We start from the raw sequence: 15856 nt of genomic DNA on the forward strand, positions 1-15856 counted from the left end.
AGGGATGTTTTGTTTAGTACAATAGAGGCGCGCGACCTTGAGAACAGGAAAGGAGGAAGGAGCGGCCGCCTTCGCCCAGCGGTGGAAGGAAGGCGGGCTGCACCAAAGGAGCCATGAACGAGTTTCGACTATCAAAGCGGTTGGCAACGGTCGCTTCCTTCATTCCGAAAGGAGCCGTGCTCGCTGACATTGGGTCGGATCATGCGTATTTGCCTTGCTATGCCTGCCTGCACGGGTATGTGTCAAAAGCCATTGCCGGCGAGGTCGCTGACGGCCCGCTTCGCTCCGCGCAGCAACAAGTGGAAAAGACGGGGCTTTCCGACCGCATTTCGGTGCGCAAAGGAGACGGATTGGCTGTCATCACTCCGGGGGAAGTGGATTGCATCACGATCGCCGGCATGGGCGGCTCCCTTATCACCCGCATTTTGGATGAGGGGAAAGAAAAGCTCGTCGGTGTCCAACGGCTCATTTTGCAGCCGAACATTGGCGCTGAACTGATCCGCCGCTGGCTCTTCGATCATGGGTGGGAGTTGATTGCCGAACGCATACTGAAGGAAGATGGGCAAATTTACGAAGTGCTTGTCGCCGAGCGCGGCGACGCCCGGCGGCCGTACCGCCATCTGGAGGCGGAATTGCTCCTTGGGCCGTTTTTGCGCCGGGAAAACAGCGAGGTGTTCCGCGAAAAATGGCAGCGCGAGCTTCTGCATTGGAAACGGATTATCGCCGATTTGGCGGAGAAAGGGGAAAGCGAGGCGGCTAGGGTGAAAATGCGCGAACTGGAGAAAAAAGTCCAATTGGTAGAGGAGGCGTTGCGATGAGCCGGGTTCCGTACGGTCATGAAGTTATTCAGCTTGTGGAACGGCTTGCCCCGAAACAGCTCGCCATGGAAGGGGACCGGATCGGCCTGCAAATCGGGACGTTGAACAAGCCGGTCCGGAAAGTGATGATCGCCCTCGACGTGCTGGAAGATGTCGTCGCCGAAGCCATCAATCAACGAGTCGATTTGATTATCGCCCATCATCCGCCGCTCTACCGCCCGCTTAAGCAGCTGTTGACGGACGACGGGCACGGGCGGACGATCGCGGCGTGCATCAAGCACGACATCGCTGTGTATGCCGCCCACACGAATTTAGACGTCGCATTTGGCGGGGTCAATGATTGGCTCGCCGAGGCGCTTGGTTTAAGCGAGACGGCGGTGCTCGTGCCAACATATACAGAACCGTTGAAAAAGCTCGTTGTCTACGTGCCGGCGAGTCATGCCGAGGCGGTGCGGGCGGCGTTAGGCGATGCCGGCGCCGGCCATATCGGACGCTACAGCCATTGCACGTTCAACAGCCACGGCATCGGAACGTTTTTGCCGGAAGAAGGAGCACAGCCGTTTATCGGGGAACAAGGGAAGCTCGAAGAAGTGGAGGAAGTGCGCATTGAGACGATCGTTCCTGCTTCCTTGGAACGGAATGTCGTTCAAGCGATGCTGGCTGCCCATCCGTATGAAGAAGTGGCCTATGATCTTTATCCGCTTGACAACGAGGGGCGCCGCTTTGGGCTTGGCCGTATCGGGAGGCTGCCGCAGCCGGTGACGCTGCGCGCCTTCGCCGAACAAGTGAAAACCGCATTTTCCGTCCCGGCCGTGCGCGTCGTCGGCCGGCTCGATGACCTTGTGCAAACCGTCGCCGTACTGGGCGGGGACGGAAACAAGTTTGTCGCTGCTGCCGCCTCGGCTGGAGCGGACGTGTACGTGACCGGCGATGTGTACTACCATACGGCCCATGACGCCCAGGCGCTCGGCTTGCGCCTTGTCGACCCGGGCCATAATGTTGAAAAAGTGATGAAGCAAGGATTAGCCCGCTATTTAATGGCAGAGCTCCGGAAGCGGCAGTGGGAAACGGACGTGATCGCCTCCAGCGTTCATACGGATCCGTTTCAGTTCATCTAAGCGGCAAGCGAAAAAGGCTGTTCCACCAGGCGGTTTTGCCGACTGCGGGACAGCCTTTGTTTATAAACGGGGCGAGCTGTTACTCGTCTTTCTTTACTTTTACTTTTGGCAAAATTTTGTGCAGCGGCACTTTCCGCTCCCGCTGCCATGTCGCCGGGTCGTTCGGGTCAAATTGCTCGAGGAAGTCGATCACTTCCTTGGTGATCGGCGTTGGGGTCGAAGCGCCGGCGGTGACGGCGACTTTTTTGGCATTTTTTATCCAATTGATGTCGATTTCCGTGACATCCGCGACGCGGTACGCTTTCGTGCCGGCAATTTCTTCCGACACTTGGGCGAGGCGATTGGAGTTGTTGCTGCGCGGGTCGCCGACAACGATCGTCACGTCGGCGTCCTTTGCCTGTTCGGCGACCGCTTCTTGCCGGAGCTGGGTCGCGAGGCAAATTTCTTTATGCATTTCCACGTGCGGGTACTTTTCCTTCACTTTCGCCATAATATCGGCGACGTCCCACTGGCTCATTGTCGTTTGGTTCGTCACCATAAGGCGCTTGTTTTCCAACGCGAGCCGTTCGACATCGTCGACCGTTTCCACAAGGTGAATGCGCTCCGGATTGATGCCGACCGCTCCTTCCGGCTCCGGGTGCCCTTTTTTGCCGATGTAAATGATGTCATAGCCATCCGCGAGCTTTTGTTCGATCAAGCGGTGTGTTTTCGTCACATCCGGGCACGTTGCATCGATCGTGACCAGCCCTTTTTCGAGCGCCCGCTTTTTCACTTCCGGCGATACGCCGTGGGCGGTGAAAATGACCGTGCCGCGGTCGATTTTTTCCAAAATCTCAAGCCGGTTTTCTCCATCGAGTGTAATAATGCCTTCTTCGGCAAACGCATCGGTGACGTGTTTGTTATGGACGATCATTCCAAGAATATAAATGGGCCGTGGCAATGACGGATCCAAAGCCGCATTGCGGGCGATCACCATCGCATCGACAACCCCGTAGCAATATCCGCGCGGGGTGATTTTAATGACTTCCATCGTTTTCCCTCCCTGCCGCCGACCGTGCGGCGGTTGTTCACCTTTCATTATATCGGAGAGCGGAAGGGAAGACAAAGAATAATCGCCCCAAACGGCAACAAGCAGCGCTGGGGCGGAAAATGGCTATATATACAGCTTGGGGGTTGATGGTTTGGATGCGGCTGGCGTGCGCTTTTCTGCTAGCTCTTCGCGCTTTGGCCGCGGAACGGGGCGTTTCTTGGCCGCCTGCCCTCCTGATTTTCGTTTCTCCTCTTCAGCCGGTGCGCGCTCCGGTTGGGTGGGGTTCTCCTCTTTTTTATCAGCTGGTTTCAGCTCACGAAAAATGCGGATCATCCCCGGAAGATTGCGGACGAGCGGCCCGTACTGCTGCACCATTGGCACAACGTTTTGTGCGATGCCGAGCATTTTTTGCACGTTGTTTAACATGCCGATAAACCCGCTGCCTGTGTTGGCTGTTGTGGCGGCGTTGGCGGCTGTGTTTTGCAATAGCGGCATCCCCGATGGAGATGGGACCACCGTTGGCGGCTGCCCGCGGGAAAATAAACGGGCTAGCAGGCCGCCTGCGCCGCCGGGGCGAGGGAACGGGGCCGGCATGCGGGCGAACGGGGCGGGCGGGGCACCGATGAATGGAGAAGGCATCATCGGGGGCCGGCTGTATCTCATGGCACTCATGACAGTTGCCTCCTTTCCACTGTGCGGATGAACAATCGTCCTCGTTCATACAATATGCGGGCGGGGCGGGAAAGGTTTTTCCCGCTGCCGTGGTCTTTAGTTGCGGCCGACCTCCGACATTCGCTATAATGGTGAAGCAAATGAAGCGGCTCAGGCAGAAGGGAGTTGTGGTGGAATGACGGAGACGCAGTTTACCCGTTTTTCGTTTCAACCGTTTGTCATCGAAGCCATTAAGGCGCTTCGTTTTTATAAACCGACGGAAATTCAAGAACGCATCATTCCGGGGGCGTTGCGCGGCGAAAGCATGGTCGGCCAGTCGCAAACCGGGACAGGGAAAACGCATGCCTATTTGTTGCCGATCATCGAAAAGATCGATCCGGAGCGTGCGGAAGTGCAGGCTGTCATCACGGCGCCGACGCGCGAGCTGGCGACGCAAATTTATCATGAGACATTGAAGATTACAAAATTTTGCCCGAAAGACCGCATGATCATCGCCCGCTGTTTCATCGGCGGGACGGATAAGCAAAAAGCGCTCGAAAAATTGACGGTGCAGCCGCACATTGTCATCGGCACGCCAGGGCGCATCAACGATTTCATCCGCGAGCAGGCGCTTGATGTGCATACGGCGCGCACTCTTGTTGTTGATGAGGCCGATTTGATGCTGGATATGGGCTTTCTCGTCGATGTGGACCAAATCGCCGCCCGCATGCCGAAAGAGTTGCAAATGCTTGTGTTTTCGGCGACCATTCCGGAAAAACTGAAGCCGTTTTTGAAAAAATATATGGAAAATCCAACATTCGTCCAGGTCAAGCCGAGACAGGCGGCAAACGAAAACATCGAGCATGTGCTCATTCCGCTGCGTGGGCGCGAGAAGGCTAGGCTGCTTCATGATGTGCTTGTCAGCTACAACCCGTATTTGGCCATCGTGTTCGTCAACACGAGAAAGATGGCGGATGAAGTCGCCGACCTTCTTGCGGAACAAGGGCTGAAAGTCGGTGTGCTGCACGGCGATTTGACGCCGCGCGAACGAAAAAAAGTGATGAACCAAATCCGCGATCTCGAGTTTCAATACGTGGTCGCCACCGATTTGGCGGCGCGCGGCATCGACATCGAAGGAGTCAGCCATGTTGTCAACTACGAACTGCCGGATGATTTGCAGTTTTACATCCACCGCGCTGGAAGGACGGCGCGCGCCGGCTACAACGGCATTGCGGCGACGATTTACGAGCCGTCCGACCAGGATGCGATCGCCCGCTTGGAGAAAATGGGCATTTCGTTCGTCCACCGCGATCTTGTGCGCGGCGAATGGAAAGAGCTCCCGCCATGGAACCGGCGGAGCAAGCGGGCCGGCGAAAAGAAAGACGAACTCGCGCCGGTGATCGCCAAGCTGAAAAAGGCGAAGAAAGTGAAGCCGGGCTATAAGAAAAAGCTGCGCGCCGAGCTCGAAAAGAAGAAAAAGCGGCTTGGCCGTTTCAAATAATTGTAGTCTTGGCCCGGAATGAAACGAAAAGGGAGAGAAGAGGATGCTAAAAATCGGTTCACACGTGTCGATGAGCGGCAAAAACATGCTGCTCGCCGCCAGTGAGGAAGCCGTTTCCTACGGCGCGAATACGTTTATGATTTACACGGGGGCGCCGCAAAACACAAGGCGCAAGGCGATCGAGGAACTCAATATCGAAGCCGGGCGAAAACATATGGCGGCGCACGGCATTGAGGAGATCGTCGTTCACGCCCCGTACATCATCAACATCGGGAACACGGTCAACCTTGATACGTTTGCGCTTGGCGTTGATTTTTTGCGCGCTGAAATCGAGCGGACAGAAGCGATAGGGGCGAGCCAGCTTGTGCTGCACCCGGGTGCTCATGTCGGCGCCGGGGCGGAGGCGGGGCTCCGGCAAATCATCCGCGGGCTGAATGAAGTGTTGACGCGCGAGCAGACCGTGCAAATCGCGCTTGAGACGATGGCCGGCAAAGGATCGGAATGCGGGCGCACGTTCGAAGAGCTGGCGTACATCATTGATGGCGTCGCCTATAACGACAAGTTGTCCGTCTGTTTTGACACGTGCCATACGCATGACGCCGGCTATGACATTGTCAATGATTTTGACGGCGTGCTTGATGAATTTGACCGCATCATCGGTCTTGAGCGGTTGAAAGTACTGCACATTAACGACAGCAAAAACCCGCGCGGCAGCCGAAAAGACCGCCATGAAAACATCGGGTTCGGCCATATCGGATTTGCTGCGCTCAATTATATCGTCCATCATCCACAACTGGAGGATATTCCAAAAATTTTAGAAACGCCGTATGTCGGTGAGGAGAAAAACAACAAAAAACCACCGTACAAGCATGAAATTGCGATGCTGCGGGCAAAGACCTTTGATGATCGATTGCTTGAGAAAATTGCAGCTGACGAGCAATAAAAAAGGGCGTTCCGCCCTTTTTTACTTTTTTTGCACAAATTGCAAAAACAGTTCGTTCGCTTTTTTGGCGATCTCCGGCGAGGTGATTTTCGCCAGCTCGCGCACCCATTTTTTCCGTTCTTGCGGATCGAAAACGTTGAGATCATTCGTCCGGGCCAGATGGAGAATTTTTTTCGCCTGGCTGACGGTAATCGGCAGGCCGTAGTCCCGGCTGTAGGCCGCCAATTCCTCCGGGGTGATCGTTTTCAACTTTTGCTTGACAAGCTGTTGATAAAAATTCATTGCCACCGCCTCCTTCGTTCTTTTCCATCATATGGCGTGAACAGAAAAGGGGTGTATGATATAATGGAAATGAAAGCAAAGGGAGAAAGGGTGGTAATTTGGCGGCAAAACAGCATAAAAAGGAACCGTTGAACCATGTGTTGTACCGGGCGGTCATGATCGCCATCGGCGCGGCATTGGCTGCCTTCGCGATCGAGCGGCTGCTTGTTCCGAATAAAATGATCGATGGCGGCATTATCGGTGTTTCGCTCATCCTCGATTACTTGATCCCAGATGAATGGCGGCTGCTCAATTTTGCCACGCTTGTCATCCTCTTAAACGCCCCGTTTATGTATTTCGGCTACAAGCACATCGGCAAAACGTTTATGTTGTCGACGATTTTAGGCGTTGTCATTCTCGGAGCCGCTGAACGGGCATTTCATCATTTTTCCCCGCTGACGGCCGAGCCCATTTTGGCAACGGTGTTTGGCGGTTTGGCGCTTGGGCTTGGCGTCGGGTTGGTCATTCGCCATGGTGGGTCGCTCGATGGGACGGAAATTTTAGGAATTTTGTTGACGAAAAAAATCCCGTTTTCCGTCGGGGAGTTCGTCATGTTTGTCAACGTCTTTATTTTCGGCTGGGCGGCGTTTGTGCTCGGGGTCGAGGCGGCGATGTATTCGGTCATGACGTACTATATTGCTTCCAAGACGATCGACGCAGTCATCGAAGGACTTGATGAGACGCGGGCCGCTTTTATTGTCACTGATTATTATGCGGAGATTTCGGATGCCATTTTGCACCGCCTCGGCCGCGGAACGACGAAATTGATCGGCAAAGGCGGCTACACCGATGAAGAAAAAGAAATTATTTATGCGGTCGTCACGCGCTTGGAAGTGACAAAACTAAAATCGATCGTCAATGAAATCGACCCGGATGCGTTCATCACCATTATGCCGACGCATGAAGTGCGCGGCGCCCGCTTTAAATCAGCGATTCATTGAGGTTTACAAAACGCGGATGGCGGGGTATACTTGCATAGTGAAGCAAATCAGAATGATTCTGAATTAGCAAGGGAGAACCGCCATGGAGAGTGGGCTTGTTTTGCAAATTGAGGATGTGTCGTTCCGTTATGAAAACGAGAACGTGCTTGAGCATGTTAGTTTAACGGTGCCGAAAGGAGCATTTTTAGGATTGGTCGGCCCGAACGGCTCGGGAAAATCGACGCTGCTGAAATGCGTGCTCGGTTTGCTCAAGCCGTCGCATGGCCGCATTTTGTTGTTCGGTGAACCGGTTGAATCGTTCCGGGCATGGCATCGAATCGGCTTTGTATCGCAAAAAGCCAACAGTTTTAACCGCGGTTTCCCGGCGACGGTTGAGGAAGTGGCGGCGAGCGGATTGACGGCGAAACGCGGCTTGTTCCGCCTGTTGACGAAAGAAGACCGGCGGGCGGTCACGGCGGCGCTTGAGGCTGTTGGGCTGAGCGAGTTGGCGAAGCGCAATATCGGCGAGCTGTCCGGCGGCCAGCAGCAGCGGGTGTTTATCGCCCGGGCGTTGGCGAGCCAACCGGATTTGCTCATTTTAGACGAGCCGACGGTCGGCGTGGATGCCCGCCATGTGCACGAGTTTTATGAGCTGCTTGGCGATTTGAACCGCCGCGGTTTGACGCTTATCTTAGTGACGCACGACATCGGGACGATGACGGAGCGGGTCACCCATATCGCCTGTTTGAACAGACGCCTCTATTTCCATGGAAAAGCGGAGGAGTTTGAACAGCTTGGCGACGAAGCCATTTCGCAGTTTTACGGGCATCCGCTTCACGTTCTCTCCCACGAGCACTAGAGGGGCCATATAAACGATTGACGTTGGAGGAATGACACGTGTGGGAAGCCTTATGGCAGTACGAGTTTTTGCGCAACGCCTTCTGGGCCGGGGTATTGACCGGATTTGCCGCGCCGCTGCTTGGCGTGTTTATCGTTGTTCGGCGGCTCTCGCTCATCGCGGATGCGTTGAGCCATGTCACGCTTGCCGGCATTGCCGCCGGGCTGCTGCTCGGGAAGTCCGTGCCGGCGGCAGCCGGATGGAACCCGCTGTACATCGGCATGGGCTTTTCCGTCATCGGCTCGCTGTTTATCGAAAAGCTGCGTGCTGTGTACCGGCATTATGAGGAGCTTGCCATTCCGATCATTTTATCGGCCGGCATCGGCTTAAGTGTGATTTTGATTTCAGCGGCCAACGGATTTACAACTGATTTGTTTTCGTACTTGTTCGGCAGCGTGAGCGCTGTCAGCCGCTCTGATGTCGGAACGGCGCTCGGCGTCACGATTGTTGCTGTCGCCGTCATTTTCGCTTTTTACAAGGAATTGTTTCTTCTCTCGTTTGATGAGGAATATGCCCGCGTTTCCGGCGTCCGCGCCAAGCTCATTCATTTTTTGTTTATCGTGCTTGTCGCTCTCGTCATCGCGGCGTCGATGCGCATCGTTGGCGTGCTGCTCGTTTCTTCGCTCATGACGCTGCCGGTGGCCGCGAGCATCCGCATCGCCAAAAGCTTTAAACAAGCCATCGCATATTCCGTTTTCTTCGGGGAGCTTTCCGTCATCGTCGGCTTGCTGGCGGCATACGAACTCGATTGGGCGCCGGGCGGAACGATTGTCATGATGGCCGTGGCCATTTTGCTTCTCGTATTAGGATGGAAAAAATGGAGAAGGGGGCGGTCGCGATGAACGTTGGCGAAGCGTTGCGGTTAATGAAGGAAAAAGGGTTTAAATATACGGAAAAACGGAAACAAATGCTCGAGCTGTTTGCCGGCCGCGACAAATATTTGACGGCAAAAGAAGTGCTTGAGGCGCTTCGTCCCGCTTATCCGGGCTTAAGCGTTGACACGGTGTACCGCAATTTGTCGCTCTTTGCTGCGCTCGGCATTTTGGAGATGACCGAGTTGTCAGGAGAGAAACGGTTTCGGTTCGCCTGCGACGCCCGCCGCCATCACCATCATTTCATTTGCACCGAGTGCGGGAAAACAAAAGAAATCGATATATGTCCAATGGAAAGGCTGGCCACGCAGCTCGACGGCTACGAAATCGCCGACCATAAATTTGAAATTTACGGAACATGTCCGCAATGCCAAAAACATCTCCCGATATAAGACGGGAGATGTTTTTCTTATGGCGCCAAGCGCAGCTCGACTTCACGCTTGGCCTCGAGCCAATGCCGGACGCGGATGACATTGTCAGGAAGCGGACCTTGGTTGTATGGCGTGTCAAACAAAATGACCGGGATGCCGCATGCTTCTGCGATCTCACAAGCGTTATCGTATTTATCTTCAAAAAAGGCGGCCAGCCTGTATTGGCGGACGGCGGCGATTTTATCGTGGGATCCGATCAGCTCAATATGGTGGTAATGGATGCCGTGCCGTTGAAACCAGCGTTCGGTGAGCTCGTACAAATGGCGGCCGCGGGCGCTGATGTAATACAGCTCGTATTTGTCTTTCCAGCTGTCAATCACCTCAAGCGCGTAGCGAGCCAGCGGCGCACGTTCGTAAATGCCCGCCTCATTTTCCGCAAGCCACCGGTCCATTTCTTCCTCCGCCACGCCGTATAACGGCGCCAAATTGTATTGTGTAATGTCGTGTAATGCGAGCTCTTTGCCGAATGCTTCGTTTAAATACGGAATAAATGTGCTCGGACACGTAACCGTGCCGTCAATGTCGATCCCGAGCCGGTGTTTCATCGTCGCATCCCCCTTTTAGAAAATATTCACACTGATAAAATGGCACCGGTTTCTCATACTAAGAATGCTCCTTACTTTAGGAAAGCGAGGGAAGCATATGGCAGACGACCGCGAGCGCACGTATAATGGAAGTTACGTGCAATCGATCGAAAAAGAGGAACCAGAACGCACTTTCATGGAAGAAACAGCGGCGGAAGTCGCTGAACCGATTCGCCGCCGCGACGAGCGGGATGAAGAACGCGCGGACGGCGCCGGGCTCGGCTGGCTCGCTTTGGCCCTGTCCATCATCGCCTTGTTTATTTGGCCGATTTTGTTAGGGGCGACCGGCATTATTGTCGGGTTTATCGCGCGCCGGCGCGGCGCGGAAACGCTTGGGGCTTGGGCCATCGGGATTGGCGTCATCGCCATTCTCGTCCGCCTGTTTATTATGCCGTTTTATACGTAAAAAAAGCGAGGGTGTCCCCAAGGCGGGGACGCCCTTTCTCGTTATGCAGGAACATTCCGCTCATTGGGCGGCGCTACCTTTCAGAGCGGCTTTGTTTTCCTTTTGCTTTGCAAAATATTCTTCCGCCAGCTTGTCGATTTCTTTTTTCAGTTCTTCCACCATTTGTTCTTCCGGTACTTTGCGGACAATTTTGCCGTGGCGGAACAACAAGCCTTCGCCGCGGGCGCCGGCGATGCCGATATCCGCCTCGCGCGCTTCGCCCGGGCCGTTGACCGCGCAACCGAGCACGGCGACTTTGATCGGCGCCTTAATTTTGGCGATATAGTCCTCGATTTCATTGGCGATGCTGATCAAATCGATCTCAATCCGCCCGCACGTCGGGCAGGAAATGAGCGTCGCCGCATTGGAGGCGAGCCCGAACGTTTTTAAAATTTCGCGCGCCACTTTTACTTCTTCAACCGGGTCGGCGCTTAACGAAACGCGGATCGTATTGCCGATGCCTTTGCTTAAAATGGCGCCGAGTCCAACCGCGCTTTTGATCGTGCCGGAAAAAAGCGTTCCCGCCTCGGTGATGCCAACATGGAGCGGATAGTCGAACGTGCGCGCCGCTTTTTCGTACGCTTCAATGGCGAGGCGCACATCGGACGCTTTCAACGAAACGATAATGTCGTGAAAATCGAGTTCTTCCAAGATGCGGATATGGTATAAGGCGCTCTCGACCATGCCGTCGGCTGTTGGATATCCGTATTTTTCTAAAATGCGTTTTTCCAGCGATCCGGCGTTGACGCCGATGCGGATCGGCACGCCGCGCTCTTTCGCCGCTTTCACGACCGCTTCGACTTTTTCGCGGCGCCCGATGTTGCCTGGATTGATGCGGATTTTATCAACGCCGCCTTCGATCGCTTTCAACGCCAGTTTGTAGTCAAAGTGGATGTCGGCGACAAGCGGGATGTTGATTCGCTTTTTAATTTCCGGTATCGCCGCGGCGGCCCGTTCGTCCGGGCAGGCGACGCGGACGACTTGACAGCCCGCCTCCTCAAGCCGGCGGATTTGCGCCACCGTCGCCTCGACATCGTGCGTTTTCGTCGTCGTCATGCTTTGAATGATGACTTCGTTGCTGCCACCGATCGTCAGCGGACCGACGCGGACCGGCCGAGTCTTTGAACGATGGATGATTTCACCCACGGGAATTCGCTCCTTTAACATTCAAGTCGCTTTCTGCATTATTGTAACAGTGCCATCCGCCGTTTGACAAGCGATTCGCCGGTTAGCGATAGATCGGCACTTTATAAGTTTTCCCGATTTTTAATGTTTGCGCATGTTCGCCTGGATTTAACCGTTCAAAATCACGGATCAGCTGCTCGAGCGGAACGGGCAATGGACCGTTGAGTTCTTTCTCGATGATGGACAACAACGTATCGCCAGGGCGAATGGTCACCGTCCGGTACGGGATGGCCGCCTGTTTCGACTGGACAACGGCTGCCGCTGTTTCAGATGAAGGGTGAAGCGTTCCGATGACAAGGTCGCGGTAAACGATATAACTGGAAAGAAAGAGAAGCAGGAGAAAAATGAATTTTTTCATGACGCTTCCTCCGCATGCGTATATCTATTTCATATGTATGCTTGTCCAGCGAAAATATGTCTTCCTTAGCAAGGTCGTTGAGTTCATGAGGAAAACACTTCAACAAAAGAATGTCTCCAATTTGAAAAACAGCATCACCGTTCTTCTTTGCCTTCAAGGCTCGCTTGACGGCTTTTTGAAAATATTCCTGTTTTTTGTCTTTACAGAAACTCAACAACTGCTTTATAAGGGCCTAACGATGTCTCGCTACAATGGTCTTGTACGTTGAAAGTACGAAAACAAAACGGGAGGATTTCTGAATGTGGAGCAAACGAGTCAAATTGGGATTGGCCGCCTTGTTGATGACCGGCGTTTTGGCCGGCTGCGGGCAGACTGAAAAGAACAACGCGGGCGGCAATGAAGGAGCGGCAAAGAAAGAAGAAACCTACTCCGGCACCATTGCACTAGTGGGATCTACAGCGCTTCAGCCGCTGGCAGACTCCGGGGGGGCGGCGCGCGCGTCGAGGACGAGGAGAAAGAAGCAAAGCAGCGTAAGCACAAAAAAAGCTGTCCTGCATCGACAGGCAGCTTTTTTATATTTCCCGTTTGGCTGATGGCACTTCCTTGACTGCCAAAAAGAGAACGGCGAGCGAAACGAACCAATGAATCAACACGCCGTATGGCACGACCGTTTGCATGGATTCCATTAAAGTAAAGAAAACGGTGGACAACGTAATGGCATACGCCGACATCACCCATGTATGGCGGTAGCGAAGCTTTTTGTCCAGCACGCCGGCAAAAACAAGACCGAAAAAGGCGAGCACGCATACGCTGAGGAATTTTCCGGCGCAAGCGAGCACGTATAAAACGAACCCAAAAAGCGGGATGAGGACAGGGAGAAGCGACTGAAGACTGGCGATGAACGCGCGAACGTCTTCGTCGGTAATAGTCACATCCGGAAACGTGGCATAGCTGTAATGCTGCGCCTGATGGCCGGCGACGAGCACGGCTTCATGCTTCAAGAGCGCGATGGCGTTCGGAAACTGCTCGACGTTCTCACTCGTCACTTTGCCGGTGCTGTCAAAAATGATCGTAAATCCGCCTTGATCAATATGAATCGGCGTGGCCGCCTCCGAGTGAAGTTCGCCGTTTTCAATCGAAAACGACGGCAACTCGTTATTCAATAAGGCGCTCGTTGTGCGGATGCCTTCAGTGAGCGACGAGGAGACATAGTAAAACGTCGGAAGAGTGGACAGCAAAGTCAGCAAAAACAAATAACCGATCGTTTTCCCAATTCCCTGAAATCGAAAGCGGGCGATGTCTTTCGGAGAATATAAGCTTTTCCACAGCTGGACGAATACGTTCATCGCAGACACACCTTTCTTTATCTCCTTTTCCATTGTAGCCGGGAAAGAGGAAGAATTCAACTTGAGACAAAGAAAAAGCGGGCATCTTCCCGCTTTAGTCAGAAGGCAAATGAAAGGTTTCAAGCAAGGCGCGCCATTGCAACACCCGTTCATTTAGTGCATCGGCTTCGGAACGAATGGCAGCCATATACTGTAGCTTGTCATTATGAAGAAACGGTCAACGGTGTGTTGAAAATATGTAAACAAAAAGCAAGGACAAGCAAATCGATTGAAACATTGTTCCAACTTTGGTAAGCTAATCTCAAGCGAACGCTTTGGCGTTCGTGTACATAAATCAAAAAGGAGGAGATCGGTATGCCATTTGAATTGCCAGCATTGCCGTATCCGTATGATGCTCTGGAGCCGCACATCGACAAAGAAACGATGAACATTCACCACACGAAGCACCATAACACATACGTTACAAATTTGAATGCGGCGCTTGAAGGACATCCGGATTTGCAAAACAAATCGCTCGAAGAACTGCTCAGCAATTTGGAAGCCCTTCCGGAAAGCATCCGTACGGCGGTGCGCAACAACGGCGGCGGCCATGCGAACCACTCGCTTTTCTGGACGATTTTGTCGCCAAATGGCGGCGGCGAGCCGACGGGTGAGCTGGCTGACGCCATCAACAAAAAATTCGGCAGCTTCACCGCGTTCAAAGACGAGTTTTCGAAAGCAGCGGCCGGCCGTTTCGGTTCCGGTTGGGCATGGCTTGTCGTGAACAACGGCGAGCTGGAAATCACAAGCACGCCGAACCAAGATTCACCGATTATGGAAGGCAAAACGCCGATTCTCGGCTTGGACGTTTGGGAGCATGCGTACTACTTGAAATACCAAAACCGCCGTCCGGAATACATTGCCGCCTTCTGGAACGTCGTCAACTGGGACGAAGTGGCGAAACGGTACAGCGAAGCGAAAGCAAAATAATGAACAAAGCGGGGCGAAACAAAACGCTCCGCCTTTTTTTTTCGACGAAGGGGGCAGGCAAAGGGAGCGGTTTTCGTTGCGCCGGGTGCATAGAGGCAGCGGAAATGGCCACACTACCGGATAGATGAAAAGGGGAGTTTGCAATGGCATTTTTCGAAAAATTGACCGGCCAAGAACAAGTGAACCGCGACCTGTTGCTTTTGCTTTGCATCGGAGGGGTTTATGCGCTCGGTATTTCCCTGTCGAACACGTTTGTCAACATTTATTTGTGGAAACAGACCGGCGATTTTCGCGATTTGGCATTGTACAACTTGGCGGTCGTCACGATGCAGCCGCTGACGTTTATCGTTGCCGGCCGTCTGGCGAAACAGATCGACCGCATTCTCGTTTTGCGGTTTGGCGTGTCATGTTTAGCCGTTTTTTTTGTCACGGTTTTGCTGGTCGGCTCCCGCGCCCATCAATATTTGCTCGTTCTCGGCGCGCTGCTCGGCGTCGGCTACGGTTTTTACTGGCTCGCTTTTAACGTGCTGACATTTGAAATTACCGAACCGGAGACGCGCGACTTTTTTAACGGTTTTTTCGGGGTGTTGACCTCATCAGCCGGCATGATCGGGCCGATTGCCGCCGGCTACATCATTTCGTCGCTGGCCGGGGCAAAGGGGTACACGGTGACGTTTTCGTTGTCGCTCGGTTTGTTTATTGTTGCGGTGCTGCTCAGCTTTTTCTTGAAGCGCCGCGCGGCCGCGGGGAAATATTTATTTTTCCGCATTTTAAAGGAACGGAATGAAAACCGGAACTGGCGGCTCATTACGAACGCCCATTTTTTTCAAGGACTGCGTGAAGGCTCGTTCGTTTTTGTCATTTCCGTGCTTGTCTACGTCAGCTCCCATAGCGAATGGGCGCTTGGCAAGTACGGATTGGTCAATTCCTTCACATCGTTTATCGCTTATTACGTCGTCTCCCGGTTGATGAAGCGGGAATACCGGATGAAAGCCATTTTGTTGGGCGGTCTTTTGCTGTATGCAGCCATTTTTCTCATCGTCTTTCATCCTTCGTACCCGCGCCTTCTTCTTTATGCCGTCACGATTGCCATCGCTTATCCGATTTTGCTTGTTCCGTACTCATCGTTGACGTTTGACGTGATCGGGAAAAGCTGGAAATCAGCGGAAGCGCGCGTCGAATATATCGTCGTCCGCGAGCTGTTTTTAAACGCCGGACGGGTGGCGTCGATTCTTGCCTTTTTGGCGGCGGTGGAGCTCTTTAACGAGCAGACGGGCATTCGTGTGCTGATGTTTGTGTGCGGCGCCGGGCATTTGATCATTTATTGGTTCGTCCGCCGCATCCGCTTGACTGATGGCCATCCGGAGCGGGAGCGGCAAGGGCGGCTTTTGCTTCGGCCGAAGCTGGCCAATGAACGGGGCGGCCCGACAGCATAAAAGTCGCCCATGTTTTTCCCTAGCCAACCC

19 protein-coding genes are annotated in these 15856 nt (G+C 53.7%); 12 read left to right on the forward strand and 7 right to left on the reverse strand.

Going from position 1 to position 15856, the window contains the following annotated elements:
- Nucleotides 1–113: 113 nt before the first annotated feature.
- Both AP057_RS02425 and AP057_RS02430 read left to right on the forward strand, forming a co-directional pair.
- Nucleotides 114–818: a tRNA (adenine(22)-N(1))-methyltransferase TrmK gene (locus tag AP057_RS02425; protein WP_033014665.1), complete on the forward strand. Its 705-nt coding sequence runs from the start codon at nt 114–116 to the stop codon at nt 816–818.
- Nucleotides 815–1936, forward strand: coding sequence for a Nif3-like dinuclear metal center hexameric protein (locus tag AP057_RS02430; protein ID WP_055357985.1), 1122 nt, complete (start codon nt 815–817; stop codon nt 1934–1936). The genes AP057_RS02425 and AP057_RS02430 overlap by 4 nt, the downstream gene beginning before the upstream one ends.
- A gap of 79 nt (nt 1937–2015) precedes the next feature.
- Here the strand turns inward: AP057_RS02430 and AP057_RS02435 are convergent, their stop codons facing one another.
- Together AP057_RS02435 and vrrA are read right to left on the reverse strand one after the other, a co-directional pair.
- Complete coding sequence (locus AP057_RS02435; protein ID WP_033007940.1) at nt 2016–2966, reverse strand: 4-hydroxy-3-methylbut-2-enyl diphosphate reductase; 951 nt, start codon at nt 2964–2966, stop codon at nt 2016–2018.
- Between the two features lie 123 nt (nt 2967–3089).
- The gene (gene vrrA / locus AP057_RS02440) at nt 3090–3629 is read right to left on the reverse strand and encodes a VrrA/YqfQ family protein (RefSeq protein ID WP_055358089.1); all 540 of its coding nucleotides are present in this window, start codon (nt 3627–3629) and stop codon (nt 3090–3092) included.
- 184 nt (nt 3630–3813) lie between these two features.
- Between vrrA and AP057_RS02445 the strand changes: the two genes are divergently transcribed.
- A complete protein-coding gene (locus AP057_RS02445) occupies nt 3814–5118 on the forward strand; it encodes a DEAD/DEAH box helicase (RefSeq protein ID WP_055357986.1) in 1305 nt (434 codons plus the stop codon).
- Nucleotides 5119–5161: 43 nt separating this feature from the next.
- Nucleotides 5162–6061, forward strand: a complete 900-nt coding sequence (locus tag AP057_RS02450) for a deoxyribonuclease IV (protein WP_049624492.1) — start codon at nt 5162–5164, stop codon at nt 6059–6061.
- Between the two features lie 21 nt (nt 6062–6082).
- Here the strand turns inward: AP057_RS02450 and AP057_RS02455 are convergent, their stop codons facing one another.
- The gene (locus tag AP057_RS02455; protein WP_033010236.1) at nt 6083–6343 is read right to left on the reverse strand and encodes a DUF2624 domain-containing protein; all 261 of its coding nucleotides are present in this window, start codon (nt 6341–6343) and stop codon (nt 6083–6085) included.
- Between the two features lie 98 nt (nt 6344–6441).
- Here AP057_RS02455 and AP057_RS02460 point away from each other — a divergent pair, with 98 nt between their 5' ends.
- From AP057_RS02460 to AP057_RS02475, 4 genes are all read left to right on the forward strand, one after another.
- Nucleotides 6442–7323, forward strand: coding sequence for a YitT family protein (locus AP057_RS02460; RefSeq protein ID WP_080985661.1), 882 nt, complete (start codon nt 6442–6444; stop codon nt 7321–7323).
- A gap of 82 nt (nt 7324–7405) precedes the next feature.
- Nucleotides 7406–8161, forward strand: a complete 756-nt coding sequence (locus tag AP057_RS02465; RefSeq protein ID WP_049624491.1) for a metal ABC transporter ATP-binding protein — start codon at nt 7406–7408, stop codon at nt 8159–8161.
- 38 nt (nt 8162–8199) lie between these two features.
- Nucleotides 8200–9042, forward strand: a complete 843-nt coding sequence (locus AP057_RS02470; RefSeq protein WP_055357987.1) for a metal ABC transporter permease — start codon at nt 8200–8202, stop codon at nt 9040–9042.
- The gene (locus tag AP057_RS02475) at nt 9039–9464 is read left to right on the forward strand and encodes a Fur family transcriptional regulator (protein WP_033014648.1); all 426 of its coding nucleotides are present in this window, start codon (nt 9039–9041) and stop codon (nt 9462–9464) included. The genes AP057_RS02470 and AP057_RS02475 overlap by 4 nt, the downstream gene beginning before the upstream one ends.
- 17 nt (nt 9465–9481) lie before the next feature.
- On the opposite strand, the gene AP057_RS02480 is transcribed toward AP057_RS02475, so the two are convergent.
- Nucleotides 9482–10048 (reverse strand): nucleotidase, encoded by a 567-nt coding sequence (locus AP057_RS02480; RefSeq protein WP_033014646.1) that lies wholly within the window; start codon nt 10046–10048, stop codon nt 9482–9484.
- Nucleotides 10049–10145: 97 nt separating this feature from the next.
- Here AP057_RS02480 and AP057_RS02485 point away from each other — a divergent pair, with 97 nt between their 5' ends.
- Nucleotides 10146–10493, forward strand: a complete 348-nt coding sequence (locus AP057_RS02485) for a hypothetical protein (RefSeq protein ID WP_033014645.1) — start codon at nt 10146–10148, stop codon at nt 10491–10493.
- Between the two features lie 60 nt (nt 10494–10553).
- Here AP057_RS02485 and ispG read toward each other — a convergent pair whose 3' ends face one another.
- Both ispG and AP057_RS02495 read right to left on the reverse strand, forming a co-directional pair.
- Nucleotides 10554–11678, reverse strand: a complete 1125-nt coding sequence (ispG, locus tag AP057_RS02490) for a flavodoxin-dependent (E)-4-hydroxy-3-methylbut-2-enyl-diphosphate synthase (RefSeq protein ID WP_033014644.1) — start codon at nt 11676–11678, stop codon at nt 10554–10556.
- A gap of 82 nt (nt 11679–11760) precedes the next feature.
- On the reverse strand, nt 11761–12075 hold the full coding sequence (locus tag AP057_RS02495) for a LysM peptidoglycan-binding domain-containing protein (RefSeq protein ID WP_011231945.1): 315 nt from the start codon (nt 12073–12075) through the stop codon (nt 11761–11763).
- Between the two features lie 299 nt (nt 12076–12374).
- Here AP057_RS02495 and AP057_RS17715 point away from each other — a divergent pair, with 299 nt between their 5' ends.
- Nucleotides 12375–12668 carry a hypothetical protein gene (locus AP057_RS17715; protein WP_033014642.1) on the forward strand — a complete coding sequence of 98 codons (294 nt, stop codon included), beginning with the start codon at nt 12375–12377 and terminating at the stop codon, nt 12666–12668.
- Here the strand turns inward: AP057_RS17715 and AP057_RS02510 are convergent.
- A complete protein-coding gene (locus AP057_RS02510; RefSeq protein ID WP_055357988.1) occupies nt 12648–13421 on the reverse strand; it encodes a DUF1189 domain-containing protein in 774 nt (257 codons plus the stop codon). The two genes, AP057_RS17715 and AP057_RS02510, sit on opposite strands and share 21 nt — an antisense overlap.
- A gap of 354 nt (nt 13422–13775) precedes the next feature.
- Between AP057_RS02510 and sodA the strand changes: the two genes are divergently transcribed.
- A complete protein-coding gene (gene sodA, locus AP057_RS02515; RefSeq protein ID WP_033010224.1) occupies nt 13776–14390 on the forward strand; it encodes a superoxide dismutase SodA in 615 nt (204 codons plus the stop codon).
- A gap of 143 nt (nt 14391–14533) precedes the next feature.
- Nucleotides 14534–15826 (forward strand): MFS transporter, encoded by a 1293-nt coding sequence (locus tag AP057_RS02520; RefSeq protein ID WP_055357989.1) that lies wholly within the window; start codon nt 14534–14536, stop codon nt 15824–15826.
- Nucleotides 15827–15856 lie beyond the last annotated feature (30 nt).

This window comes from Geobacillus sp. Sah69 (genome assembly GCF_001414205.1).
GTDB classification, from domain to species: domain Bacteria; phylum Bacillota; class Bacilli; order Bacillales; family Anoxybacillaceae; genus Geobacillus; species Geobacillus stearothermophilus.

Excerpts from the sequence above, each read along its gene's own strand:
- AP057_RS02425 (WP_033014665.1), top strand. The coding sequence starts at position 114 with ATGAACGAGTTTCGACTATCAAAGCGGTTGGCAACGGTCGCTTCCTTC.
- AP057_RS02430 (WP_055357985.1), top strand. The coding sequence starts at position 815 with ATGAGCCGGGTTCCGTACGGTCATGAAGTTATTCAGCTTGTGGAACGG.
- AP057_RS02435 (WP_033007940.1), bottom strand. The coding sequence starts at position 2,966 with ATGGAAGTCATTAAAATCACCCCGCGCGGATATTGCTACGGGGTTGTC.
- vrrA (WP_055358089.1), bottom strand. The coding sequence starts at position 3,629 with ATGAGATACAGCCGGCCCCCGATGATGCCTTCTCCATTCATCGGTGCC.
- AP057_RS02445 (WP_055357986.1), top strand. The coding sequence starts at position 3,814 with ATGACGGAGACGCAGTTTACCCGTTTTTCGTTTCAACCGTTTGTCATC.
- AP057_RS02450 (WP_049624492.1), top strand. The coding sequence starts at position 5,162 with ATGCTAAAAATCGGTTCACACGTGTCGATGAGCGGCAAAAACATGCTG.
- AP057_RS02455 (WP_033010236.1), bottom strand. The coding sequence starts at position 6,343 with ATGAATTTTTATCAACAGCTTGTCAAGCAAAAGTTGAAAACGATCACC.
- AP057_RS02465 (WP_049624491.1), top strand. The coding sequence starts at position 7,406 with ATGGAGAGTGGGCTTGTTTTGCAAATTGAGGATGTGTCGTTCCGTTAT.
- AP057_RS02475 (WP_033014648.1), top strand. The coding sequence starts at position 9,039 with ATGAACGTTGGCGAAGCGTTGCGGTTAATGAAGGAAAAAGGGTTTAAA.
- AP057_RS02480 (WP_033014646.1), bottom strand. The coding sequence starts at position 10,048 with ATGAAACACCGGCTCGGGATCGACATTGACGGCACGGTTACGTGTCCG.
- AP057_RS02485 (WP_033014645.1), top strand. The coding sequence starts at position 10,146 with ATGGCAGACGACCGCGAGCGCACGTATAATGGAAGTTACGTGCAATCG.
- AP057_RS02495 (WP_011231945.1), bottom strand. The coding sequence starts at position 12,075 with ATGAAAAAATTCATTTTTCTCCTGCTTCTCTTTCTTTCCAGTTATATC.
- AP057_RS17715 (WP_033014642.1), top strand. The coding sequence starts at position 12,375 with ATGTGGAGCAAACGAGTCAAATTGGGATTGGCCGCCTTGTTGATGACC.
- AP057_RS02510 (WP_055357988.1), bottom strand. The coding sequence starts at position 13,421 with ATGAACGTATTCGTCCAGCTGTGGAAAAGCTTATATTCTCCGAAAGAC.
- sodA (WP_033010224.1), top strand. The coding sequence starts at position 13,776 with ATGCCATTTGAATTGCCAGCATTGCCGTATCCGTATGATGCTCTGGAG.
- AP057_RS02520 (WP_055357989.1), top strand. The coding sequence starts at position 14,534 with ATGGCATTTTTCGAAAAATTGACCGGCCAAGAACAAGTGAACCGCGAC.